19 protein-coding genes and 1 tRNA gene are annotated in these 24909 nt (G+C 69.0%); 10 read left to right on the top strand and 10 right to left on the bottom strand.

Features of this window, described 5'->3' with window-relative positions; translation table 11 throughout:
* Positions 1 to 140: 140 nt before the first annotated feature.
* From pgfA to polA, 4 genes are all read right to left on the bottom strand, one after another.
* On the bottom strand, positions 141 to 1148 hold the full coding sequence (gene pgfA / locus AC07A4_RS33870) for a cell envelope lipid trafficking protein PgfA (protein WP_478606282.1): 1008 nt from the start codon (positions 1146 to 1148) through the stop codon (positions 141 to 143).
* Between the two features lie 47 nt (positions 1149 to 1195).
* Entirely contained in the window at positions 1196 to 1330 is a 135-nt protein-coding gene (locus AC07A4_RS33875; protein WP_478606284.1) for an SPW_0924 family protein, read from the bottom strand.
* 179 nt (positions 1331 to 1509) lie between these two features.
* The gene (locus tag AC07A4_RS33880) at positions 1510 to 3273 is read right to left on the bottom strand and encodes a lytic transglycosylase domain-containing protein (RefSeq protein ID WP_478606286.1); all 1764 of its coding nucleotides are present in this window, start codon (positions 3271 to 3273) and stop codon (positions 1510 to 1512) included.
* A 395-nt stretch (positions 3274 to 3668) separates the two neighbouring features.
* Positions 3669 to 6398: a DNA polymerase I gene (gene polA, locus AC07A4_RS33885; protein ID WP_478606288.1), complete on the bottom strand. Its 2730-nt coding sequence runs from the start codon at positions 6396 to 6398 to the stop codon at positions 3669 to 3671.
* A gap of 146 nt (positions 6399 to 6544) precedes the next feature.
* Here polA and AC07A4_RS33890 point away from each other — a divergent pair, with 146 nt between their 5' ends.
* From AC07A4_RS33890 to AC07A4_RS33920, 7 genes are all read left to right on the top strand, one after another.
* On the top strand, positions 6545 to 8824 hold the full coding sequence (locus AC07A4_RS33890; protein ID WP_478606290.1) for an FdhF/YdeP family oxidoreductase: 2280 nt from the start codon (positions 6545 to 6547) through the stop codon (positions 8822 to 8824).
* A gap of 75 nt (positions 8825 to 8899) precedes the next feature.
* The gene (locus AC07A4_RS33895) at positions 8900 to 9373 is read left to right on the top strand and encodes a PaaI family thioesterase (RefSeq protein ID WP_478606292.1); all 474 of its coding nucleotides are present in this window, start codon (positions 8900 to 8902) and stop codon (positions 9371 to 9373) included.
* Between the two features lie 821 nt (positions 9374 to 10194).
* Positions 10195 to 11427 carry a branched-chain amino acid ABC transporter substrate-binding protein gene (locus AC07A4_RS33900; protein ID WP_478606293.1) on the top strand — a complete coding sequence of 411 codons (1233 nt, stop codon included), beginning with the start codon at positions 10195 to 10197 and terminating at the stop codon, positions 11425 to 11427.
* 210 nt (positions 11428 to 11637) lie between these two features.
* Complete coding sequence (locus AC07A4_RS33905; protein WP_478606294.1) at positions 11638 to 12567, top strand: branched-chain amino acid ABC transporter permease; 930 nt, start codon at positions 11638 to 11640, stop codon at positions 12565 to 12567.
* A gap of 5 nt (positions 12568 to 12572) precedes the next feature.
* Complete coding sequence (locus AC07A4_RS33910; RefSeq protein WP_478606296.1) at positions 12573 to 14393, top strand: branched-chain amino acid ABC transporter permease; 1821 nt, start codon at positions 12573 to 12575, stop codon at positions 14391 to 14393.
* Between the two features lie 5 nt (positions 14394 to 14398).
* On the top strand, positions 14399 to 15331 hold the full coding sequence (locus tag AC07A4_RS33915; RefSeq protein WP_478606298.1) for an ABC transporter ATP-binding protein: 933 nt from the start codon (positions 14399 to 14401) through the stop codon (positions 15329 to 15331).
* Entirely contained in the window at positions 15328 to 16044 is a 717-nt protein-coding gene (locus tag AC07A4_RS33920) for an ABC transporter ATP-binding protein (protein WP_478606300.1), read from the top strand. The genes AC07A4_RS33915 and AC07A4_RS33920 overlap by 4 nt, the downstream gene beginning before the upstream one ends.
* Positions 16045 to 16179: 135 nt before the next feature.
* Here AC07A4_RS33920 and AC07A4_RS33925 read toward each other — a convergent pair whose 3' ends face one another.
* Positions 16180 to 16836, bottom strand: a complete 657-nt coding sequence (locus AC07A4_RS33925) for an ANTAR domain-containing response regulator (RefSeq protein WP_478606302.1) — start codon at positions 16834 to 16836, stop codon at positions 16180 to 16182.
* A 103-nt stretch (positions 16837 to 16939) separates the two neighbouring features.
* On the opposite strand from AC07A4_RS33925, the gene AC07A4_RS33930 reads away from it, so the two are divergent.
* Together AC07A4_RS33930 and AC07A4_RS33935 are read left to right on the top strand one after the other, a co-directional pair.
* A tRNA-Leu gene (locus tag AC07A4_RS33930) sits at positions 16940 to 17016 on the top strand.
* 107 nt (positions 17017 to 17123) lie between these two features.
* Positions 17124 to 17897 carry a transcriptional regulator gene (locus tag AC07A4_RS33935; RefSeq protein ID WP_478606305.1) on the top strand — a complete coding sequence of 258 codons (774 nt, stop codon included), beginning with the start codon at positions 17124 to 17126 and terminating at the stop codon, positions 17895 to 17897.
* Between the two features lie 11 nt (positions 17898 to 17908).
* Here the strand turns inward: AC07A4_RS33935 and pyk are convergent, their stop codons facing one another.
* Both pyk and AC07A4_RS33945 read right to left on the bottom strand, forming a co-directional pair.
* The gene (gene pyk / locus AC07A4_RS33940) at positions 17909 to 19339 is read right to left on the bottom strand and encodes a pyruvate kinase (protein WP_478606307.1); all 1431 of its coding nucleotides are present in this window, start codon (positions 19337 to 19339) and stop codon (positions 17909 to 17911) included.
* A 161-nt stretch (positions 19340 to 19500) separates the two neighbouring features.
* Positions 19501 to 20208 (bottom strand): SIMPL domain-containing protein, encoded by a 708-nt coding sequence (locus tag AC07A4_RS33945; protein ID WP_478606310.1) that lies wholly within the window; start codon positions 20206 to 20208, stop codon positions 19501 to 19503.
* A 143-nt stretch (positions 20209 to 20351) separates the two neighbouring features.
* Between AC07A4_RS33945 and AC07A4_RS33950 the strand changes: the two genes are divergently transcribed.
* On the top strand, positions 20352 to 20741 hold the full coding sequence (locus AC07A4_RS33950) for a hypothetical protein (RefSeq protein WP_478606312.1): 390 nt from the start codon (positions 20352 to 20354) through the stop codon (positions 20739 to 20741).
* A gap of 14 nt (positions 20742 to 20755) precedes the next feature.
* On the opposite strand, the gene AC07A4_RS33955 is transcribed toward AC07A4_RS33950, so the two are convergent.
* From AC07A4_RS33955 to AC07A4_RS33965, 3 genes are all read right to left on the bottom strand, one after another.
* Positions 20756 to 22192: a lysine N(6)-hydroxylase/L-ornithine N(5)-oxygenase family protein gene (locus AC07A4_RS33955; protein WP_478606314.1), complete on the bottom strand. Its 1437-nt coding sequence runs from the start codon at positions 22190 to 22192 to the stop codon at positions 20756 to 20758.
* Positions 22189 to 23577, bottom strand: coding sequence for a pyridoxal phosphate-dependent decarboxylase family protein (locus AC07A4_RS33960; RefSeq protein ID WP_478606315.1), 1389 nt, complete (start codon positions 23575 to 23577; stop codon positions 22189 to 22191). Before AC07A4_RS33960 ends, AC07A4_RS33955 begins: the two co-directional genes overlap by 4 nt.
* Before the next feature lie 358 nt (positions 23578 to 23935).
* Entirely contained in the window at positions 23936 to 24778 is an 843-nt protein-coding gene (locus AC07A4_RS33965) for an SDR family oxidoreductase (protein WP_478606317.1), read from the bottom strand.
* Positions 24779 to 24909: the final 131 nt, after the last annotated feature.

The raw sequence follows: 24909 nt of genomic DNA on the forward strand, positions 1-24909 counted from the left end.
TGCACGAGTTCCCACTCGGCATCGGACAGTTCATGGCGGCGTATCACCACCCCATGATCCACAACCCAAGATCACTTTGACGACAGGGCCTAGGGCCCGGCCGGCGGGCCGGGGTACAGGCGCGCGGGATCGGGGGCGGTTCAGGCGTTGACCGGCCGTGGCTCGGGCTCGGCGCCGTCCGCGGGCCGCGGGTCCCCGGGCCTGCGGCCGCGCGCCTCCAGCCACAGGGTGAGGGCGAGCAGCCCCAGGCCGAGGCCGAGGAAGCCCCAGGGCAGGTACGTCGTCAGGAGCAGGACAAGGACGCGCTGGGACTTCACCAGGTCGACGGTGTGCCGGATGTAGTCCTCGCGCATCTTCACGTGCCCGGAGAACGCGGTGACCTTGTCGCGGTCGCCGAGGAGCGTGCCGCCGCGCAGCTCCTCCTTGTGGATCTCCTCCCCGTACACCGGCGCCCCGGTGACCGGCTCGATCCAGAACTTGCGGACCGTGCTGTACCAGCGCGTCGTGCCCGTCTTGGCGAGGGACTCGGCGGTGATGCCCTTGACGGGGAGGGTCTTGGGCATGGGGACCTTGGTCCAGGGGATGGTCTGCTCGAAGTAGTAGACCTCCACGCCGCGGAAGTCCCGGGTGCCCTGGTAGTGGATGGGCTTGGTGACGCGGGCCTGCGCGTCAAAGTACTCGTAGTCGCGCTTCTCCGTCAGGAAGGGCCATTTGAACTCGATGCCCTCGCGCCGGACGGGGTCGCCGTCGACCATCTCGCCCTTGACGTTGACGGGTTCCTGGGTGTGGGCGTCGAAGACGTACCGCTCGGGGATCTTGGAGACCATCTTGCCGTCGGGCCCCTGCACGTACGACAGCGCGTCCCAGACGACGACGTCCCGGGAGGAGTCCCCGTCGTTCCCCTCGACCTCCTCGGAGGCCTCCACGTTGCCCTTGAGGGTCTGCACGATGGTGACCTTGGGGACCTTCTTCGCCTTCATCGTGCTGTAGTCGATGAGGGTCGCTGGCCTCGCCTCCAGGACCATCGTCTCGTACCGGCCAGGCGGGATCTTGACCAGGCGCGGGAAGGCGTACCAGCGCAGCAGCGGGGAGAGCGCCGCGAAGAACACGGCGAGGGCGAGCAGGATCAGGCTGGCCTTGCGGCGCATCGCGGCCCCCCTTGTCTACGGGTTGTCTGCGGGTGTCTGCGGGTTGTCTACGGGTGCTCGGGGACGGTGGTGAGCAGCGGCTTCGGCGAGGTCTCGCCGGCCGGGGCGCCGAGGGCCGTGAGGGTCAGGGCCAGCGCGAGGGCGGCGACCAGGCCGGTGGCGGCGGCGATGAGCGCGCGCATACGGGCCTCCATAACTGACTGTTCGTCAGGGCGGGGGCACCGTAGCAACGCGCGGGCGAGATGAGAACAGGTCGGACGCGGCCGAACACCGGGCGCCGGAACGCGCGCCGCCCCCGCGCCGTGGGGCGCGGGGGCGGTGTGGTCGCGGGCGGCCTGGCGGGGCCGTCAGCCGTCGTGTCTCAGTCGGTCGGCGACGGGCTGGTGCTGGTGCTGGGCGACGTGCCGGTGCTCGGCTCGCCGCTGGGCTCGCCCGTGGCGGGCGCGGTCACCTTCAGCTCGACGTCCAGCGTGGCGCCGCCGTGGGTGACGATGCGCAGCAGATACGTGCCGGGCTCGCCGTCGGCGTACAGCTTCGGCAGCAGCAGCTTGCCGTTGGCGTCCGTCGTCAGGCCCTTGAGCGTACGCACCGGCTTGTCGTCGGCGTCCTTGAAGTAGGGGCCCTTGTCGTTGGCGACCGGCTTGTCCTTCGCCTTGATCAGGGTGGCGGTGGCGGCGACCTTGGCGGCGGCCTTGCCCTTGTACGTCGCCTTGACCTCGACCCGCTCGGCGAACTCCTTGCCGGTCTCGCAGACCAGCCCTTCGTCGCTGGTACGGGCGAGCGCGTCGGCCCGGCGGGCGGTGACCTTGCCGGAGATCTCGACCTGGTCCAGGGAGCGGCTCACGACGAGGGCGCGGACGGTGAACTCGCCGGTCGTCTCGCCCGCGCGCAGCTCGGGTGAGGCGACCGTGCCGTTGCCGGACGTGGTGACGACGACGCTGCGCTCGCCGCCCTCGAAGCGCGTGTCCGTCTTGCCGCTGATGGTGAACCGCACCTTGACCTTGGGCACGCCGCGCCCCGACCCGGTCTCGGCCCGCACCACGGCACGCTTGGCGAAGGCGTCGCCCGCCGTCGCGGTGAGCTCGGCCGGGCCCGCGTTCTCCAGGCGGGCGACCTGCTGCTGCGGGGAGGTGGGGGGCTGCGGGGGCTTGGGCTTGTCGGTGCCGTCGCCGCCGTTGCCGGGCTTGCCTGGGCCGCCCTTCGGGGGCGTGTAGTTCCCCTCCCGCTCCACGGGGGTGGGGTCGGGCAGCGTGGAGGGCGGCGACGAGGGCCGCTGGGCGGGCGGGGTGGTGCCGGGGCTGCGGGGGCGCTCGTCGCTGCGGTCGCCCGGGAGCTGGCCCGTGCCGTCGGGAACCTCGTGCGTGCCCTTGCGGTAGTACTCCAGCCACGACAGGACCGTGTTCAGGTACTCCGTGGACTGGTTGTAGCTGAGGATCGCGGCGTGCAGGTCGTCCTTGACGGCGAGGTCGCGGTCGGCTCCGCACAGGTAGTACGCGGCGGCGAGCGCGGCGTCGTAGATGTTGTTCGGGTCCTTCTCGCCGTCGCCGTTGCCGTCACGGCCCGAGGACGCCCAGGTGGAGGGGATGAACTGCATGGGGCCGACGGCACGGTCGTGCGTGGTGTCGCCGTCGAAGGCGCCGCGGTCGGTGTCGGTGATCTTCGCGAAGCCGTTGCCGTTGAGGACCGGGCCGAGGATCGGCGTGAGGGTCGTGCCTTCGGCGTTGACGCGCCCGCCGCGGGCCTGGCCTGACTCGACCTTGCCGATGGCCGCGAGCAGCTGCCAGGGCAGGTTGCAGCCGGGCTTGTCGGTGCGCACGGCCGCCTCGGCCTTCTTGTACGCGTCCAGGACCGTGGCCGGGAGGCCCGCTTCCGGGTCGCCCTTGCCCCCGGGCTTGTCGACGGGCACCGGGCTCTTCAGGGGCGGCAGGTCGGTGTAGTAGGGCGAGTTGCCGGTCGCGGAGTCCCCGTCGGGCGGCGGCGAGGAGTCGGCGGCCTGCCCGTCACGCGGCACGTCCGTGGTCGCCACGCCCGGGGCCTGTGAGGCGGCCAGGGCCGCCACCGCCGCGGCGGCGACCGCGGTGGTCATCGTCGCCTTGCGCAGCCGCTTGCCGATAACCGGCGCCATGTCCGTGAATCCCTCCCCTTATGCGTTATGACGACCTGCCCGGCCCCTGTCCGGCGCGCGCGTGGGCGCCCTGGGGGGACGTCTCAGGCGACACTACGACAACTTTCGGTGCCTAGACACCTGTTCGCGCCCCTTTCTAGCCGGGGGCCGCACCCAGGCTCCCCACCCGTAACCCCCGGTTCACCACACCGCCCATCGCGCTTGCGCGCTCGTCCTCAATCGCCGGACGGGCTCAAACACACCCAGCCCGCCCAGCTGGGTGCTTCAGCCCGTCCGGCGAGGTATTCCAGCCCGTCCGGCGTTTGAGGACAAGCGCGCGAGCGCGGGTGTTTCAGCCGGTCCGGCGCTTGAGGACGAGCCCGCAGGGCGAGAACCCGCGACCCGTAGCCGGGAGGCTAGTGCGCCGCCGACTCCCAGTCGCGCCCCACCCCCACCGACACATCCAGCGGCGCCCGCAGCGACACCGCCCCGGCCATCTCCCGCCGCACCAGCTCCTCCACGGCCTCGCGCTCGCCGGGAGCGATCTCCAGGACGATTTCGTCGTGGACCTGGAGCAGCATCCGCGAGGTCAGCCCCGCCTCCGTCAGCGCCCGGTCCACGTTCAGCATGGCGACCTTGACGATGTCGGCGGCCGTGCCCTGGATCGGCGCGTTCAGCGCCATCCGCTCGGCCATCTCGCGGCGCTGCCGGTTGTCGCTGTTGAGGTCCGGCAGATAGCGGCGGCGGCCCAGCATCGTCTCCGTGTACCCGGTGGCGCGGGCGTCGTCGACGACGCGGCGCAGATAGTCCCGCACCCCGCCGAACCGCTCGAAGTACGTGTCCATCAGCGCGCGGGCCTCGGCCGCCTCGATGTTCAGCTGCTGGGACAGACCGAACGCCGACAGGCCGTACGCCAAGCCGTACGACATCGCCTTGATCTTGCGGCGCATCTCCGCGTCGACACCCGAGCGCTCCACGCCGAACACCTGGGAGGCGACCGTGGTGTGCAGGTCCTCACCGGAGGTGAACGCCTCGATGAGGCCCTCGTCCTCCGACAGGTGCGCCATCACCCGCAGTTCGATCTGGCTGTAGTCCGCCGTCATCAGGGACTCGAAGCCCGCACCGACGACGAAGCCGCGGCGGATCGCCCGGCCCTCGTCCGTGCGCACCGGGATGTTCTGCAGGTTCGGGTCCGTCGACGACAGACGGCCGGTGGCGGCGACCGTCTGGTTGTACGTCGTGTGGATGCGGCCGTCCGCGGCGATCGTCTTGATCAGGCCCTCGACGGTGACGCGCAGCTTCGCCTGCTCGCGGTGGCGGAGCATCACCACCGGCAGCTCGTTGTCCGTCTGGGCGGCGAGCCAGGCGAGCGCGTCGGCGTCCGTGGTGTACCCGGTCTTCGTCTTCTTCGTCTTGGGCAGGCCCAGCTCGCCGAAGAGGACCTCCTGGAGCTGCTTGGGCGAGCCCAGGTTGAACTCGTGGCCCGCCGCCGCGTGCGCCTCCTTCACCGCCTGCTGCACGGCACCCGCGAACTGCTGCTCCATGGCCTCCAGGTGCGCGCGGTCAGCCGTGATGCCGTGCCGCTCCAGGCGGGCGAGCAGCGCGGACGTCGGCAGCTCGACATCGGTGAGCAGCCCCTGCGCGCCGACCTCCGTGAGCCTCTCGCCGAACGCGGCACCCAGATCGAGGATCGTGCGGGCCTGCACCATCAGGGCATCGGCCCCGGCCTGCTCGTCGTCCTCCGTGCCGAACGCCAACTGCCCGTCGGACTCCGCGGCGGGCGCCAGCTCACGGCCCAGATACTCCAAGGACAGCGCGTCCAGATCGAAGGAGCGGCGGCCCGGCTTCACCAGATACGCCGCCAGCGCGGTGTCCATCGTGACACCGGCCACGCTCCAGCCGTGCTCGGCGAAGACACGCATCGCGCCCTTGGCGTTGTTCAGCACCTTCGGCTTGTCCGCTGCGGCGAGCCAGGCCGCGAACGCCCGCTCATCGCCCTCGTCCAGCTGCGCCGGGTCGAACCAGGCCGCCGCTCCCCCGGCCGCCGCGAGGGCGACCTCCGTGACCGAGCCGGTGCCCAGCGACCAGGAGTCGACCGTCGCGAGGCCGAGGACCGCCGTGCCGTGCTCGGCCAGCCACGGCGCCACCTCGCCCGTGCCGAGCACCGCGCCGTCCAGCTCCACGCCCTCGACGACCGGCGCGGGATCGGCCTCCTCCGCGCCCGGGTCCACGGCAAGGAGCCGCTCCCGCAGCGAGGGATTGCGGATCTCCAGGGTGTCCAGGACCATCGCGACCGCCTTGCGGTCGTACGGAGCGCGCTCCAGATCCGTGACCGTCTTGGACAGCTCGACGTCACGCACCATCTCCGTGAGACGGCGGTTCAGGCGCACGGCCTCCAGGTGGTCGCGGAAGTTCTGCCCGGCCTTGCCCTTGACTTCCTCCGCGCGCTCCACCAGCTCCGCGAAGGAACCGAACTGGTTGATCCACTTCGCGGCCGTCTTCTCACCGACACCCGGGATGCCCGGGAGGTTGTCGGACGGGTCGCCGCGCAGCGCCGCGAAGTCCGGATACTGGCTCGGGGTCAAGCCGTACTTCTCCTGGACCTTCTCCGGCGTGAACCGCGTCAGCTCCGAGACGCCCTTCGTCGGATACAGCACCGTCACCTGGTCGGTGATCAGCTGGAAGGAGTCCCGGTCACCCGTGACGATCAGGACCTCGAACCCGGCGGCCTCGGCCTGCGTGGCGAGCGTCGCGATGACGTCGTCCGCCTCGAAGCCGTCCACCGCGAAGCGCACCGCGCCCATCGCGTCAAGCAGCTCCCCGATCAGCTCGACCTGGCCCTTGAACTCGTCGGGGGTCTTGGAGCGGTTCGCCTTGTACTCGGGGAACTCCTCCGAGCGCCAGGTCTTGCGCGACACGTCGAACGCGACCGCGAAGTGCGTGGGCGCCTCATCACGCAGGGTGTTCGCCAGCATCGACGCGAAGCCGTAGATCGCGTTCGTCGGCTGTCCCGTCGCCGTCGTGAAGTTCTCCGCGGGCAGCGCGAAGAACGCCCGGTAGGCCAGGGAGTGCCCGTCCATCAGGAGCAGGCGCGGCCGATCGCCGGCGGTCGTCTTCTCGGTCTTCTTCGATGCTTTCTCTGCCACGCCCCCGATCCTGCCACGCCCCACTGACACTCGGCCCCGCCCCGGCCCCGGCCACCGCCGGTGTCGGCCCCGCACCGGCCCGCTGTCGGTCCCCCGTGGGAGGATCGGACACGTACTCGCACGGCTGGCTCGAAGAGGAGCAGACGATGGCAAGCAAGCCGCCCAAGGGCGACCCCGTCCAGGACGCCCCGCAGGTCGAAGGCGCCCAGCACGCCGCCGCCGGACTCCCCGCCATCGGCCACACCCTGCGCGTCGCCCAGCGCCAGATGGGCGTGCGGCGCACGGCGCTCACCCTGCTGCGCGTCAACCAGAAGGACGGCTTCGACTGCCCCGGCTGCGCCTGGCCCGAGCCCGACCACCGGCACAAGGCCGAATTCTGCGAGAACGGCGCCAAGGCCGTCGCCGAAGAGGCCACCCTGCGCCGCGTCACCCCCGACTTCTTCACCGCGCACCCCGTAGCCGACCTCGCCACCCGCAGCGGGTACTGGCTGGGACAACAGGGCCGCCTCACCCACCCCATGTACCTGGCGCAGGGCGCCGACCGCTACGAGGCCATCTCCTGGGAGCGGGCCTTCGACATCGTCGCCGAGGAACTCACCGCACTCGCCTCCCCCGACGAGGCCCTCTTCTACACCTCGGGCCGCACCAGCAACGAAGCGGCGTTCCTGTACCAGCTGTTCGCCCGCGAGTTCGGCACGAACAACCTGCCCGACTGCTCGAACATGTGCCACGAGTCATCCGGTTCCGCCCTCACCGAGACCCTCGGCGTCGGCAAGGGCAGCGTCCTGCTGGAAGACCTCCACCAGGCCGACCTGATCATCGTCGCCGGACAGAACCCCGGCACCAACCACCCGCGCATGCTCTCCGCCCTGGAGAAGGCCAAACACGGCGGCGCGAAGATCATCACCGTCAACCCGCTGCCCGAAGCGGGCCTGGAACGCTTCAAGAACCCCCAGACCCCCCAGGGCATGCTCAAGGGCACCGCCCTCACCGACCTGTTCCTCCAGATCCGCATCGGCGGCGACCAGGCCCTGTTCCGCCTGCTCAACAAGCTCGTCCTCGACACCGAAGGCGCCGTCGACGAGGACTTCGTCCGCGAGCACACCCACGGATACGAGGAGTTCGCGGCCGCCGCCCGCGCCGCCGACTGGGACGAGACCCTCCACGCCACCGGCCTGGAACGCCAGGCCATCGAGCAGGCCCTGCGCATGGTCCTCGCCTCCCAGCGCACCGTCGTGTGCTGGGCCATGGGCCTCACCCAGCACAAGCACGCCGTGCCCACCATCCGCGAAGTCGTCAACTTCCTCCTCCTGCGCGGCAACGTCGGCCGCCCCGGAGCGGGCGTGTGCCCCGTGCGCGGCCACTCCAACGTGCAGGGCGACCGCACCATGGGCATCTTCGAACGCCCCGCCCCCTCCTTCCTGGACGCCCTGGAGAAGGAGTTCGGCTTCGCCCCGCCGCGCCACCACGGCCTGGACGTCGTCCGCGCCATCCGCGCGCTGCGCGACGGCGACGCCAAGGTGTTCTTCGCCATGGGCGGCAACTTCGTCTCCGCCTCCCCCGACACCGACGTCACCGAAGCCGCCATGCGCCGCGCCCGCCTCACGGTGCACGTGTCGACCAAACTCAACCGCTCGCACGCCGTGACCGGCGCCCGCGCCCTGATCCTGCCGACGCTCGGCCGCACCGAACGCGACCTCCAAGGCAGCGCCGAGCAGTTCGTGACCGTCGAGGACTCCATGGGCATGGTGCACGCCTCCCGCGGCCGCCTGGAACCCGCCAGCGAGCACCTCCTCTCGGAGCCCGCCATCGTGTGCCGCCTGGCCCGCCGCGTCCTCGGCCCGCGATCCGCCACGCCCTGGGAGGAGTTCGAGCAGGACTACGCGCGCGTGCGCGACCGCATCGCACGCGTCATCCCCGGCTTCGAGGACTTCAACGCACGCGTCGCCCGCCCCGGCGGCTTCACCCTGCCGCACGCCCCGCGCGACGAACGCCGCTTCCCCACCACCACCGGCAAGGCCAACTTCACGGCCGCGCCCGTGGAGTATCCGGAGCTGCCCGAAGGCCGCCTGCTGCTCCAGACGCTGCGCTCCCACGACCAGTACAACACCACGATCTACGGCCTCGACGACCGCTACCGAGGCATCAAGAACGGCCGCCGCGTCGTCCTGGTCAACCCGGCCGACGCGCACGCGCTCGGCGTCGCCGACGGCACGTACGTCGACCTCGTCAGCGAGTGGCGCGACGGCGTCGAGCGGCGCGCGCCCGGCTTCCGCGTCGTGCACTACCCGACGGCCCCCGGCTGCGCCGCGGCCTATTACCCGGAGACCAACGTGCTCGTGCCGCTGGACGCCACCGCGGACACCAGCAACACCCCCGCCAGCAAGTCCGTCGTCGTACGCCTGGAACAATCGGCCACCGACTGAGCGTTCGCTCAGCCAGTGGCGGCCCCCGCCGCCGCGACTGTTGTCCGGTGTCGTCGACGAACGGAGCCCGGCCCCATGGGTGAGCAGCACACAACGAAGTTCCCGCAAGAGGTCATCGACGAGTACGCCGGTCTCGGCATCGACCTGCCCGCCCTGTTCTCCGCCGGGCACCTCGGCGACCGCATGGGCGTCCAGATCCTGGAGGCCTCCGCCGAGCGCGTCGTCGCCACCATGCCGGTGGAGGGCAACACCCAGCCTTACGGACTGCTGCACGGCGGGGCCTCCGCGGTGCTCGCCGAGACGCTCGGCTCGATCGGCGCGATGCTGCACGGAGGCAGCGGGAAGATCGCCGTGGGCGTCGACCTGAACTGCACGCACCACCGGGGCGTGCGCTCCGGGATCGTCACCGGGGTGGCCACGCCCGTGCACCGGGGGCGGTCGACGGCCACGTACGAGGTCGTGATCAGCGAGGAGAGCGGTAAGCGGGTGTGCAGTGCGCGGCTTACGTGCCTGCTGCGCGACGCCGGGGGCGGCGGGGCCGCGGGCTGACCCCGGGGTCCCGGGGTCCCGGGGTCCCGGGGCCGCACCCCTCTGGCCGGGGCGCGTCCGCCCCGGCCCCCCTTCCTCTTGCCCCCGGCTTCGCGCGCCGTCGATCGGCCTGCGGCCTCGTCCTCAATCGCCGGACGGGCTTGATTTTCCCCTCGCGCCGCCTGCGTGCTCGCCTTCAAACGCCGGGCTGGCCCAGTGCCCCCGCGCCCTACATCGGCCTTCGGCCTCGTCCTCAAACGCCGGACGGGCTTGATCTCTCGCCCGGCTCCTGTGACCCGTCACGCCCCGTGTATACGGCCGGGGCCAGTGGGGGTCTTCACTTAAAAAACAGGAGCGCTCCGCAAAAACACTCCTGACCGCGCACATCCGCGAATGCGGAAAAGTGCCACGGAATGAGCGACTCCCTTTCCTGGGCGTAACGCTGCGTAATGCGGAGGCAATCCGCGAAACAAGATCGAAAAGACCTCCGGGGTCCATGGAAGATCTTTTTCGGGCAGCGCGCCGGGCAACCCTCCGAACACCGGCGTCATGAGTAAAACCCATGATCAGTACTGCACGTTCGACAAAGCAGGATGCGCCGAACCGTGCATATTCCGCCACAACCACCCCCTGCGTTCCAGCGCGGAATACTCCGTGGCATAACAAGAGCGTCACAGCCTTGCCCCGACCACTCCTCCCGGATCAAATGCGCCCTTAGAGTCACGGCCAGTCACCGCGCCGCCGGGCGCGAACTGAATTGCACGGCCCTGTACCACCACCAGTACGGCCCGGCGATCTTCACGGCACCTCAGCAGAGGGCCGCGCCTGGGAAAGGACCAATCGTGCGAAACCGTTCCGCGCTCATCCTCACCACGGTGTTGACCACCGGGGCACTCACCCTCACTGCCTGCGGGTCGCGCGACAAGGACAAGAACGACGACAGCTCCGGAGACAAGAAGACCGTCGTCATCGGCTTCGACGCCCCCCTCACCGGAGACCTCTCCGCCCTGGGCATCGGCATGCGCAACTCCGCCGAACTGGCCGTCAAGACCGCCAACAAGGAGAACGTCGTCGACGGCGTCGAGTTCAAGCTCCAGCCCCTCGACGACCAGGCCCAGCCCTCCGTCGGCGGCCAGAACGCCCAGAAGTTCATCAGCGACGACTCCGTCCTCGGCGTCATCGGCCCGCTGAACTCCAGCGTCTCCCAGTCGATGCAGAAGCCCCTCAACGACGCCAACCTCACCCAGATCTCGCCCGCCAACACCGGCACCGAGCTCACCCAGGGCGACGGCTGGAAGAAGGGCGACAAGAAGCGCCAGTTCAAGACCTTCTTCCGCACCGCCACCACCGACCAGGTCCAGGGCCAGTTCGCCGCCCAGTACCTGTTCCAGAAGGCGAAGATCAAGAAGGTCTACCTCATCGACGACCAGAAGACCTACGGCGCCGGCCTCGCCGCGTCCTTCAAGGACACCTTCACCTCCCTCGGCGGCAAGATCGTCGGCCAGGACCACGTCAACCCCGAGGACCGCGACTTCAAGTCCGTCGTCTCCCAGGTCAAGGGCAAAGGCGCCGAAGCCGTCTACTACGGCGGCGAATACCCCGCCGCCGCCCCCCTCAGCCAACAGCTCAAGGAATCCGGCGCCAAGATCCCCCTCATGGGCGGCGACGGCATGAAGAGCGAAGAATTCCCCAAGCTCAACAAGAAGGCCGTCGGCGACCTCGGCACCTCCGTCGGCAAGCCCGTCGAAGAACTGCCCTCCGCCAAGAAGTTCATCGAGGAATACAACAAGAACTACAAGGAAAACATGGAGACCTACGGCGGCGGCACCTACGACGCCACGTGGGCCCTCATCGAGGCAGTGAAGCTCACCGTCAAGGAAAACGACGGAGAGCTCCCCGACGACGGCCGCGAAAAGGTCCTCGCAGCGATGAGCAAGGTCGAGTTCGACGGCGTCACCGGCAAGGTCTCCTTCGACCAGTACGGCGACACCACGAACACCATGATGACCGCCTACCAGGTAGGCAAGAACAACAAGTGGAAGTCCCAGTTCAGCGAGGCCTACAAGCCCCGCTAAGCGCCGCGCTGGACGTGCGATGACGAACCTGCGGACCGTCAGTGACCGGTCACGCGGTTCCCCGCGCCCCTTCGGGGCACTCCCGCACCGCAGCGGACGTCAGCGTGCCTGCTGAGACAGCACACACCCATTGACACAAGACCGCGCGGGAAGCGCTCACCAGCGCTCCCGCGCGGTGCCATATCCGAACCATCCAACGGAGGCCCTGCGGTGAACGAACTGCCGCAACAGCTGGCCAATGGACTCATCCTCGGCGCGATGTACGGTCTCATCGCGATCGGCTACACGATGGTCTACGGAATCGTCCAGCTCATCAACTTCGCCCACGGCGAGATCTTCATGGTCGGGGGCTTCGGCGCCCTCACCGTCTCCCTGTGGCTCCCCGACGGATTCAACCTGCTCGCCGCGATCCCCCTCATGATCATCGGCGGCGTCATCTGCTCCGTCGCCGTCGGCACCGCAGCCGAACGCTTCGCCTACCGCCCCCTGCGCGGAGCACCCCGACTCGCCCCCCTCATCACCGCCATCGGCCTGTCCATCCTGCTCCAACAGGCCATCTGGAAGTGGTACCCCGAAGCCAAGAAGGACCGTTCCTTCCCGCAATTCGGCGGCGACCCCATCCATGTCTTCGGCGCCGACATCCAACGCGGCGACTTCTTCCTCATCATCGCCGCCCCCGCCTGCATGCTCATCCTCGGCTGGTACGTCAACAAAACCCGCTCCGGACGCGGCATGCAAGCCACCGCCCAAGACCCCGACACCGCCAAACTCATGGGCATCAACACCGACCGCATCATCGTCATGGCCTTCGCCATCGGCGCCGCGTTCGCCGCCATCGCCGCCGTCGGATACGGACTCCACAACGGCCAAGTCGGCTTCAAAATGGGCTTCATCATGGGCCTCAAAGCCTTCACCGCAGCCGTACTCGGAGGCATCGGCAACATCTACGGCGCCATGCTCGGCGGCATCGTCCTCGGCGTCGCCGAAGCCCTCGCCACCGGCTACATGGGCGACGTACCCGGCATGGAACAGTTCGGCGGCGGCGCCTGGAAGGACGTATGGGCCTTCGCCCTGCTCATCCTCGTCCTCCTCCTCAGGCCCCAAGGGCTCCTAGGCGAACGCGTCGCGGATCGGGCGTGATACCCATGACAACGAAAACCCCCAGCACCCCGGACACCCCCAAACTCACCAAGAGCACCACGGGTGCCCCCATCTCCACCCTGCCCCTCCCCGAAAACCTCGCCCGCCTCCTCGTCCTCATCGGCGCCACCACCGCCCTCATCGGCACCTTCCTCGCCTGGACCTGGACCACCGACTTCCCCGGCGACCTCACCGTCACCGGCTACCCCGGCGGCCTCCAACTCATCACCCTCACCGGCGCCGCCCTCACCCTCCTCTTCACCCTCGCCGGATACCGCATCCAAGGACTCGGCTGGCTCCTCCCCGGCGGCACCAACAGCCCCGTCCTCCTCCTCACCCTCGGCGTCCTCGGCTCCACCGGCTACACCATGGGCGCCATCGCCGAACACCTCGGCGGCATCGTCAACCTCGAACCCGGCGCCTGGATCTCCGGCATCGGCGCCCTCACCGCCACCATCGGCGCCCTCGGACTCCCCTCCGACACCCCCGACCACCACACCACCAACCCCTGGCAACGCCTCCGCCACAGCCTCAAAGCCCCCACACCCCCACGCGCCAAAACACTCCCCAGCGCCATCGAAATCCTCATCATCGCCGCCTCCTTCGGCATCGGCCTCTACGTCTTCGCCTACGGCATCGACGCCTACTCCGAACTCTTCATCGGCTTCCTCATCACCGCCGGATTCGGCGCCACCGCACTCCACCGCGCCGGACTCATCCCCCGCCTCAACACCCTCACCGCCAAACACCGCAACGTCACCTTCACCGCCGCCATCGTCGCCGCCGCCCTCTTCCCCTTCACCCAGGACAGCAGCGCCTACGCCCTCATCGGCGTCAACATCCTCATCTTCGCCACCGTCGCCCTCGGCCTGAACGTCGTCGTCGGCCTCGCCGGACTCCTCGACCTCGGATACGTCGCCTTCCTCGGCGTCGGCGCCTACACCGCCGCCCTCGTCTCCGGCTCCCCCGCCTCCACCTTCGACGTCAAATTCCCCTTCTGGGCCGCCGTCCTCACCGGCGCCGCCGCCTCCCTCGTCTTCGGCATCGTCATCGGCGCCCCCACCCTGCGCCTGCGCGGCGACTACCTCGCCATCGTCACCCTCGGCTTCGGCGAGATCTTCCGCATCACCATGAACAACCTCAACGGAAGCGCCGGACCCGACCTCACCAACGGCGCCCAAGGCATCCCCAACATCCCCGACCTCGAACTCTTCGGCTGGAACCTCGGCACCGAACACGACGTCCTCGGCTTCACCCTCAGCAGGCCCGCCAACTACTACCTGCTAATGCTGTTCTTCACCGCCGTCGTCGTCCTCGTCTTCCGCCGCAGCGGCGAATCCCGCATCGGCCGCGCCTGGGTCGCCATCCGCGAAGACGAAACCGCCGCCACCGCCATGGGCATCAACGGCTTCCGCGTCAAACTCATCGCCTTCGCCCTCGGCGCCACCCTCGCCGGATTCGCCGGCACCGTCCAAGCCCACGTCTCCTACAGCATCACCCCCGAGCAGTACCTCTTCGCCAACACCGTCCCCCCCAACTCCGCCTTCCTCCTCGCCGCCGTCATCCTCGGCGGCATGGGCACCATCAGCGGACCCCTCATCGGCGCGGCCCTGCTCTACCTCATCCCCGCCAAACTCCAATTCCTCGAGGACTACCAACTCCTGCTGTTCGGCCTCGCCCTCATCCTGCTCATGCGCTTCCGCCCCGAAGGCCTCGTCGCCAACAAGCGCGCCCAGCTCGAATACCACGAGACCGACCAACTCGACGTACCCGACCAGCAGAAACTCCCCGAAGGAACCGTCGGCGCGAGCAAGGCGGGGGCGTGACCACCATGACCACCACAACCACCACCGTCCTCGAAGCCAGCGGCGTCACCATGCGCTTCGGCGGCCTCACCGCCGTACGCTCCGTCGACCTCACCGTCAACAGCGGCGAAATCGTCGGCCTCATCGGACCCAACGGCGCCGGAAAAACCACCTTCTTCAACTGCCTCACCGGCCTCTACGTCCCCACCGAAGGCAAGGTCTCCTACAAAGGCACCGTCCTCCCCGCCAAACCCCACCTCGTCACCGACGCGGGCATCGCCCGCACCTTCCAGAACATCCGGCTCTTCGCCAACATGACCGTCCTCGAAAACGTCCTCGTCGGACGCCACACCAGGACAAAGGAAGGCCTCTGGTCGGCCTTGCTCCGCGGCCCCGGCTTCAAAAAAGCCGAAGCCGCATCCCACGCACGAGCCATGGAACTCCTCGAGTTCATCGGCCTCGCCCACAAAGCCGACCACCTCTCCCGCAACCTCCCCTACGGCGAACAACGCAAGCTGGAAATCGCCCGCGCACTCGCCAGCGAACCCGGACTGCTCCTCCTCGACGAACCCACCGCGGGCATGAACCCCCAAGAAACCCGCGCCGCCGAAGAACTCGTCTTCGCCATCCGCGACCAAGGCATCGCCGTCCTCGTCATCGAGCACGACATGCGGTTCATCTTCAACCTCTGCGACCGCGTCGCCGTCCTCGTCCAAGGAGAAAAACTCGTCGAAGGCACCTCCGAAACCGTCCAAGCCGACGAACGCGTCATCGCCGCCTACCTCGGCACCCCCTTCGAAGGCGCCCCCGGCGCCGCCGAAGTCGCCGAAGTCGAAGCCGCCGAGGCCGAGGCGGCCGACGCCCACCAGGACACCCCCAGCGACACCCCCGGTGACACCCCGCCGCACCACGACGACGCGGCACCCCGCGCCACCGGCCCGGAAGGAACAGCCAAGTGACCGCACTGCTAGAGGTCGAAGACCTCAGGGTCGCCTACGGCAAGATCGAAGCCGTCAAAGGCATCTCCTTCACCGTCGAAGCCGGCCAAGTCGTCACCCTCATCGGCACCAACGGCGCGGGCAAAACCACCACCCTCCGCACCCTCTCCGGACTCCTCAAACCCGTCTCCGGACACATCACCTTCGACGGAAAACCCCTCCACAACGTCCCCGCCCACAAAATCGTCGCCCTCGGCCTCGCCCACTCCCCCGAAGGCCGACACATCTTCCCCCGCCTCACCATCACCGAAAACCTGCAACTCGGCGCCTACCTCCGCGACGACAAAACAGGCATCGAAAAAGACATCCAGCGCGCCTACGACCTCTTCCCCATCCTCGGCGAACGCCGCAAACAAGCCGCAGGCACCCTCTCAGGCGGCGAACAACAAATGCTCGCCATGGGCCGCGCCCTCATGTCACAACCCAAACTGCTCATGCTCGACGAACCCTCCATGGGCCTCTCCCCGATCATGATGCAGAAAATCATGCACACCATCAACGAACTCAAATCCCAAGGCACCACCATCCTCCTCGTCGAACAGAACGCCCAAGCCGCCCTCTCCCTCGCCGACCACGGCCACGTCATGGAAGTCGGCCGCGTCGTCCTCTCCGGCACCGGACAAGACCTCCTCCACGACGAATCCGTCCGCAAGGCCTACCTCGGCGAGGACTGAGCCTGGTCCCTGGGCCCTACGCAACGAGGGCGGTCACCCCGGTGTGGGGTGACCGCCCTCGCTGCACTCTCGTACTCCGGCTTCCCGCCGGTAGGGGCCGGGCGCGCAGTTCCCCGCGCCCCTACGGGGCCCCTCTCAGCCCTTCGACGCCTTCTTCTCCGCCGCGTCCTCGATGACCGCCTCCGCCACCTGCTGCATCGACAGCCTGCGATCCATCGACGTCTTCTGAATCCACCGGAACGCCGCGGGCTCCGTCAGGCCGTACTCCGTCTGCAAGATCGACTTCGCCCGGTCCACCAGCTTCCGCGTCTCCAGGCGCTGCGAGAGGTCCGCGACCTCCTTCTCCAGCGTCTTCAGCTCCGTGAACCGCGACACCGCCATCTCGATCGCCGGTACGACGTCGCTCTTGCTGAACGGCTTCACCAGATACGCCATGGCGCCCGCGTCCCGGGCCCGCTCCACCAGGTCCCGCTGCGAGAACGCCGTCAGCATCAGCACGGGGGCGATGGACTCCTCGGCGATCTTCTCCGCCGCGGAGATCCCGTCGAGGACGGGCATCTTCACGTCCAGGATCACCAGGTCCGGCTTGTGCTCCCGGGCCAGCGCGATGGCGGTCTCGCCGTCACCGGCCTCACCGACGACGGTGTAGCCCTCCTCCTCCAGCATCTCTTTGAGGTCGAGCCGGATGAGGGCCTCGTCCTCGGCGATGACGACGCGGGTCGTCAGCGGCGGGACGTGCGACTTGTCGTCGTCGGTCGTCTCTACGGGCTGGGGCGACTCGGGGGCGGTCACGGAGACTCCTGGGTGCGGGCCGGAAAAAGTGCTGCTCCCCAGAGCCTACCTAGCTGCGGTAAGGTGATGCCCCGAGGGGGCAGGTTCCCCCTTCCTTTCTAAGGCCCCAGTACTCCAACGGTTAGAGAGGCCGCTCTCAAACAGCGGACAGTGTGGGTTCGAATCCCACCTGGGGCACCATAGCCTTGGATTCCAAGGTCGCGCCTTATTCGATCAACTTCACTTGATCGTGTATACGACGGCCATTCCCCGGCGAAACGGCGCGACACCGCACCAGCATCGGCCACATGTACGACATGGGCACACGCAAGCGCACACTGGCGCTGGTCGCGCAAGGCCGCAGCCTTAACTCCGTCAGCAAGGAAACCGGAGTCTCGCGAGCGGCGATCCGTTCCTGGCAGACCCGCATCGAACCACTGAAACGCCGTGCGATCGCCTGCCCCAGATGCGATGACGTCCCCGGCAAACCTGCGGACCAGGCCGCGTACTCCTATTTACTCGGCCTCTACCTCGGGGACGGCTGCCTGAGCTACCTCCGCCGGGGCGTCTACTTCCTGCGCATCACCTGCGCGGATGCCTGGCCGGGGCTCATCGACGCCTGCGCCGAGGCCATGCAGACCTTGCGCCCCGACAACAAGGTCTTCCGCGTCCAGAGGCAGGGCTGTCAGAACGTCACGTGCTACAGCAAGCACTGGCCCTGCCTCTTCCCGCAGCACGGCCCCGGTAAGAAGCACGAACGAACCATCGCGCTCGAATCCTGGCAACAGGACATCGTCGACACGCATCCCTGGGAATTCATCCGGGGGCTCATCCACTCCGACGGATGCCGCGTCACCAACTGGACTACCCGCCTCGTCGGCGGCCAGCACAAGCGCTACGAGTACCCGAGGTACTTCTTCACGAACACGTCCATCGACATAATCGAGCTTTTCACAGGCACCCTCGACCGGCTCGGCGTCGAATGGAAGACCCTGAACCAGAGCCGCGCCGCCGTCACCGTCTCCATCGCCCGCAAGGCCTCCGTGGCCCTCATGGACGTACACGTCGGGCCGAAGTACTAAACAGCCCCGAGCTAGCGGGTGGCCTCGCCGATGTGGTGGACCCGGACCAGGTTCGTGGAGCCGGAGACTCCGGGTGGGGAGCCCGCCGTGATGATGACGGTGTCGCCCGGCTGGCAGCGGCCGATCTTCAGGAGGTGCTCGTCGACCTGGTCGACCATCGCGTCGGTGGAGTCGACGTGCGGGCCGAGGAAGGTTTCCACGCCCCAGGTGAGGTTGAGCTGGGAGCGGGTGGCCGGGTCGGGCGTGAAGGCCAGGAGGGGGATCGGGGAGCGGTAGCGCGAGAGGCGTTTGACGGTGTCGCCGGACTGGGTGAAGGCGACGAGGAACTTGGCGCCGAGGAAGTCGCCCATTTCGGCGGCGGCGCGGGCGACGGCGCCGCCTTGGGTGCGGGGTTTGTTGCGTTCGGTGAGCGGCGGCAAGCCCTTGGCGAGGATGTCTTCCTCTGCCGCTTCGACGATGCGGGCCATCGTGCGGACGGTTTCGATGGGGTATTTGCCGACGCTGGTCTCGCCGGAGAGCATGACGGCGTCGGTGCCGTCGATGACGGCGTTGGCGACGTCGCTGGCTTCGGCGCGCGTGGGCCGGGAGTTGTCGATCATCGAGTCGAGCATCTGGGTGGCGACGATGACGGGCTTGGCGTTGCGTTTGGCGAGTTTGATGGCGCGCTTTTGGACGATGGGGACTTGTTCCAGGGGCATTTCGACGCCGAGGTCGCCGCGGGCGACCATGATGCCGTCGAAGGCGGCGACGATGTCGTCGATGGCGTCGACGGCTTGGGGCTTTTCGACTTTGGCGATGACGGGGAGGCGTCGTTTCTCTTCGTCCATGATGCGGTGGACGTCTTCGATGTCGCGGCCGCTGCGGACGAAGGAGAGGGCGATGACGTCGCAGCCGGTGCGCAGGGCCCAGCGGAGGTCGTCTTCGTCTTTGTCGGAGAGTGCGGGGACGGAGACGGCGACGCCGGGGAGGTTGAGGCCTTTGTGGTCGGAGACCATGCCGCCTTCGATGACGGTGGTGGTGACGCGGGGGCCGTTGACGGCGGTGACTTCGAGGGTGACTTTGCCGTCGTCGACGAGGACGCGTTCGCCGGGGGTGACGTCGGTGGCGAGGCCGGTGTAGGTGGTGCCGCAGCTGTGGCGGTCGCCGGTGGCGTCGGGTTCGGTGGTGATGGTGAAGGTGTCGCCGCGTTCGAGGAGTACGGGTCCTTCGGTGAAGCGGCCGAGGCGGATCTTCGGGCCTTGAAGGTCGGCGAGGATGCCGACGCTGCGGCCGGTCTCGTCGGCGGCCTTGCGCACGCGCTGGTAGCGCTCCTCGTGGTCGGCGTGGGTGCCGTGGCTGAGGTTGAAGCGGGCCACGTCCATTCCTGCTTCGACCAGTGCCTTGATCTGGTCGTAGGTGTCGGTGGCGGGTCCCAGGGTGCAGACGATTTTCGCTCGGCGCATGCTTCGACAGTAGGGCTTACCGGTGGGTAGAGGTTTGGTTGGGCATGACTGCTCAACAACCGTTGCGTGAAGGGTTTTTGACAACTGTTGAAGTGTGCGGGGGCACGCTCTGATGAGCGCGTTCAAGGGTCGTTGGTGACATGGGCGGGGGGTGTGGTGACTCAGAGTTGTGGCGGGTTCATGGTGAAGCGGGCGTTGACTTGGGCGTAGACGGTTTGGCGTTGGGGTTCGAGGTCGAGGGGCGGGGCGGCTTCGGTGGTGCCTCCGTAGGCGGCGCGGGCCATGCCGGGGGCGGCGGGGTAGGGGTAGGGGGGTGGGCTGTTCTCGGCGCCGATGTCGGCGAGTTCGACGAGGGCGGCGAGGGTGGTGCCGAGTGCTTCGGCGTATTCGCGGGCGCGTTGGACGGCTTCTTTGACGGCGTGCTGGCGGGCGGTGCGGTGGGCGGGTGAGGTGGGGCGCAGGGACCACCAGGGTCCGTCGATGCTGGTGAGGTCGAGGTCGGCGAGGCGCGTGGTGAGTTCGCCGAGTGCGGTGAAGTCGGTGAGTTCGGCGGTGATGTGGACGCGGCCGTGGTAGGTGCGGACGCGTTCGCCTTTGCCGCGTTTGGTGAGTTCGGGGGTGATGGAGAAGGCGCCGGTTTCGATGCGTTCGACGGCTTCGGCGTAGGTTTTGACGAGGTCGATGACGTGGGTGTTGCGGCGGGTGAGGTCGGTGAGGGCGGCTTGGCGGTCGGTGCCGCGGGCGTTGACGGTGATGCCGATGCGGGCGATTTCGGGGTCGACTTCGAGGTGGGCTTCGCCGCGGACGGCGAGGCGGGGGGCGTCGGGGGTGCCGTAGGGCAGGGTGGGGGTGGTTTCTTCGGTGGTCATGGGGTCACTTTGGCACTGTGGGCGGGTGTCGGACAGTCGCCGGTGGGAGTCGTTGGGCCGGGGCCGGGTGGGTGTGTCGCGGGGTGTGTGGGCGGGCTGGAATCTACGCGCGTCGCCGGTGTGCTGAGGTTTAGCCTCGGGGCATGAATGAGGATCTTGCCGTGGCGCTGGCGGTCGTACAGCGCGATCTGGTGGCGACGTGTGCGGTGCAGCCGGTGGTCCGGGAGGTGGACTTCGACGGTGAGCCGTGGGTGGTGCTGTACGAGGCGGATGGTTCGGGGGCGGGGGTGAGTGTGCCGGAGGGGTGTGGTCGTGCGGAGCAGGTGGCTGAGTTGGCGGAGCAGGTGAAGGACTGGGCGGTGGAGGCGTTGGCGGCGCAGTTGTTGCCTGCGACGTGGCCGGAGTGCCCCGACCATCCGGGGTCGCATCCGTTGGACGCGGGGGTGGTGCGGGGCGCGGCGGTGTGGTCGTGTCCGAGGTCGCGGCGGGTGGTGGCGCCGGTGGGTGGGTTGGCGGGGGTGGTGGGTGGCTGAGGGGGTGGGGGGTTTCAGTTTTTGAGGCGGACGAGGGTGCCGCGCTGCTGTCCGGTGGTGCCGGGGGTGGCGCGGCTTGTTTGTTGGTGGAGGCCGAAGTGAGTGAAGGCGGTGCGTTGGGGCAGGGGGTAGGGCTGGGTGCCGGTGAGGTGGTTGAGGATGGTGGCGCTGCGCCAGGCGGCGAGGCCGAGGTCGGGGGCGCCGACGCCGTGGGTGTGGCGTTCGGCGTTCTGTACGTAGATGTTGCCGGTGATGGTGGGGTCGAGGACGAGGCGGTAGTGCTCGTCGATGCGGGGGCGTTGGGAGGCGTCGCGGCGGAGGTAGGGGTCGAGTCCGGCGAGGAGTTGGCTGAGGGGGCGTTCGCGGTAGCCGGTGGCGAGGATCACGGCGTCGGTGGTGAGGCGGGAGCGGGTGCCTTGTTCGAGGTGTTCGAGGTGGAGTTCGACGCGGGTGGTGGCGACGCGGCCTGCGGTGCGGACGTTGACGGCGGGGGTGAGGACGGTGTCGGGCCAGCCGCCGTGGAGGGTGCGTTGGTAGAGCTCGTCGTGGATGGCGGTGATGGTGTCGGTGTCGATGCCTTTGTGGAGTTGCCATTGGTTGGGGACGAGGCGGTCGCGTTGGGTTTCGGGGAGGTTGTGGAAGTAGCGGGTGTAGTCGGGGGTGAAGTGTTCGAGGCCGAGTTTGGAGTACTCCATGGGGGCGAAGGCGGGGGTGCGGGCGAGCCAGTGGAGTTTTTCGGCGCCTGGGGGGCGGTGGCGGAGGAGGTCGAGGAAGATTTCGGCGCCGGATTGTCCTGAGCCGATGACGGTGATGTGTTCGGCGGTGAGGAAGCGGTCGCGGTGGAGGAGGTAGTCGGCGGCGTGGATGACGGGGACGGTGGGGGCGTCGGCGAGGGGTTTGAGGGGTTCGGGGATGTGGGGGGCGGTGCCGATGCCGATGGCGATGTTGCGGGCGTGGGTGCGGCCGAGGGCTTCGGCTTCGCCGTCGGTGTCGAGTTGGGTGTAGTCGACTTCGAAGAGGGCGTGTTCGGGGTTCCAGCGGACGGCGTCGATCTGGTGGCCGTAGTGGAGGTGGGGGAGGTTGTCGCTGGTCCAGCGGCAGTAGGCGTCGTATTCGGCGCGTTGGATGTGGAAGCGCTCGGCGAAGTAGAAGGGGTAGAGGCGTTCGCGGGTTTTGAGGTAGTTGAGGAATGACCAGGGGTTGGCGGGGTCGGCGAGGGTGACGAGGTCGGCGAGGAAGGGGACTTGGAGGGTGGCGCCGTCGATGAGGAGGCCGGGGTGCCAGTGGAAGCCGGGGTGTTGTTCGTAGAAGGCGGTGTTGAGGTGGGTCAGGGGGTGGGCGAGGGCGGCGAGGGAGAGGTTGAAGGGGCCGATGCCGATGCCGATGAGGTCGCGGGGGGCGTCGGGGGTGGTGGGCCTTTCGGTGGTGCTTGGTGGGTGGGTGGGGGTCATTGGGGGGTGGTTCCTTCCACGAGGGTGAGGAGGGTGGTGAGGTCGTCGGGGGTGGTGTGGGGGTTGAGGAGGGTGGCTTTGAGCCAGCGGCGGCCGTCGAGTTGGGCGCGGCCGAGGACGGCGGTGCCGTGGGTGAGGAGGGTTCTGCGGATGTGGGCGATGTGGTGGTCGTCGGCTCCGGTGGGGCGGAAGAGGACGGTGCTGAGGGTGGGTTTGTCGTAGAGCTCGAAGTGGGGGTGGGCGGCGATGTGGTCGGCGAAGTGTTGGGCTTGGTCGCAGACGCGGTCGACGAGGGTGCCGAGGCCGGTGCGGCCGAGGGCTTTGAGGGTGACGGCGATTTTGAGGGCGTCGGGGCGGCGGGTGGTGCGCAGGGAGCGGCCGAGGAGGTCGGGGAGGCCTGCGGTGGTGTCGTCGTCGGCGTTGAGGTAGTCGGCGCGGTGGGCGAGGGCGTGGGTGTCGGTGGGGTCGCGGAGGGTGAGGATGCCGGCGGCGGCGGGTTGCCAGCCGAGTTTGTGGAGGTCGAGGGTGACGGTGTCGGCGCGGTGGAGGCCGTGGAGTTGGGTGCGGCGGGTGTGGCTGAAGAGGAGTCCGGCGCCGTAGGCGGCGTCGATGTGGAGGCGGGCGCCGTGGGTGTGGCAGAGGTCGGCGATGGGGGTGAGGGGGTCGATGAGGCCGGCGTCGGTGGTGCCCGCGGTGGCGGTGACGAGGAGGTGGTGGCCGTGTCCGGTGTGGTGGTGGAGGGCGTCGGCGAGTGCGGTGGGGTCGAGGACGCCGTTGGGTGCGGGGATGGTGTGGGGGGCGGGGAGGCCGAGGAGCCAGGCGGCGCGGTGGATGGAGTGGTGGGCGTTGGCGCCGGTGAGGATGTGGAGGGGGCGGTGGTGGGTGGTGGCGTGTTCGCGGGCGAGGAGGAGGGCGAGTTGGTTGGATTCGGTGCCGCCGGTGGTGATGAGGGCGTCGCCTTGGCCGTGGACTTCGTGGGCGAGGGTGTGGGTGAGGAGGGCTTCGAGGGTGGAGGCGGCGGGGGCTTGGTCCCAGGAGTCGAGGGAGGGGTTGAGTGCGGAGGCGGCGAGGTCGGCGGCGGCGGCGAGGGCGAGGGGTGGGCAGTGCAGGTGGGCGGCGCAGTGGGGTTCGGCGGGGTCGGCGGCGCCTGCGGCGAGGGCGTGGACGAGGGTGTGCAGGGCGGTTTCGGCGCCGGTGCCGTGGGTGGGCAGGAGGGTGCCGACGGCTTCGCGGAGGTGGGTGGCGACGGTGGTGGGGCCGCCGGGTGGGAGGGGGCCCGCGCGGTCTGTGGCGCCTTGGTGGAGGGCGTTGAGGACGGTGGTGAGCAGGGGCCTGAGGGCGTCGGCTCCTTGGGCGCCGCCGGCTAAGGGGGGCGGGGTGTGCATGGTGGTGACCTCCGGTGGGCGGACGGGGGCACCAGCCTGGTGGGTGTGCGGTGGGTGTGTTGGGGGAGGTTGGGGATCGGAACCCGAAAGGGGTACGGCTGTGCGGGGAAATCGTGTCTGCGTGGGGTCGGGGTGCTAGGGGGTGGGGTTCTCCCCTACCCCGCCCCGTCCCGAGGCCAGGGGGCTGCTGCCCCCTGGCCTCCCCCGCGTGTTCGGCCTGCGGCCTTGTCCTCAAGCGCCGGACGGGCTGGATATGGTTCGGCCGCGTCCCGAAGGGGCGCGGGGAACTGCGCGGCCAGCCACGACGAACCCGCGGTCGGCTGACGGCAAGGGGCGCCGCGAACCCCCAGCGGAGCGCTTAGGCGCGGAAGTCGTCGGCGTGGTCCTTGGCCCATTGGGCGTACGTGCGGGCCGGGTTGCCGGTGACGGCCTGGACGGTGGTGGTCAGGGGCGGGGGCGTGTCGAGCGTGGTGGCGAGGGAGGCGACGAAGCCGGGGACCATGTCGGCGGGGATGAGGGGGAACATCTCGGGGGTGACGTCGTGGGGCGGTATCTCGGTGTAGGTGAGGGGGCGGCCGATGGCGTGGGCGATGGCGGCGAGCTGGTCTTCGGTGGTGATGGCCGCGGGGCCGGTGAGGACGTGGGCGGTGTCGTGGTGGTGTTCCAGGAGGCTGTGGCGGGCGACGGCGGCGATGTCGGCCTCGTGGATGGGTGACCCGATTCCCTTGGCGTAGGGGCCGCGTACGGTGTCGCCTTCGTGGATCTGCCAGGCCCACTGGAGGGTGTTGGTGGCGAAGACGCCGGGGCGCAGGAAGGTCCAGTGGAGGCCGCTGTCGCGGACGTCTTGTTCGAGGGTGCGGTGCCAGGTGTGGATGAAGGTGTCGTGGGTGGGGTCGTCCTCGACGGCGATGGAGGACAGGACGACGACGTGTTCGATGCCTGCGGTGCGGGCGGCGGCGAGGAACGCGGTGGTGTGTTCGCCGGTGACGGAGGCGTGCAGGAAGAGGGCGGTGGCGCCGTCGAACTGGGCGGTCATGTCGGCGGGTTCGGGGCTGACGGTGAGGGGGGTGACGTCGGCGGTGGCGGGCAGGTGGGCGCGGTGCGGGTCGCGGACGAGGGCGCGTACGGGGGTGTGGGTGTCGGTGAGCTGGTGGACGAGGGCGCGGCCTACGTTTCCGGTGGCTCCGGTGACGACGATCATGGGGGCTCCTTGGGAGTGCGATGTGTCTGGTTGATCGAATCTAGCCAGACGGAGGCGGTCTCCGGATCGTCGTGAGGGACGAGCCCCGGCCTAGGGAATCGGTCCTAGGCCGGGGCTCGTGCTGTGCTCGT

Source organism: Streptomyces sp. NPDC043996 (genome assembly GCF_056435225.1).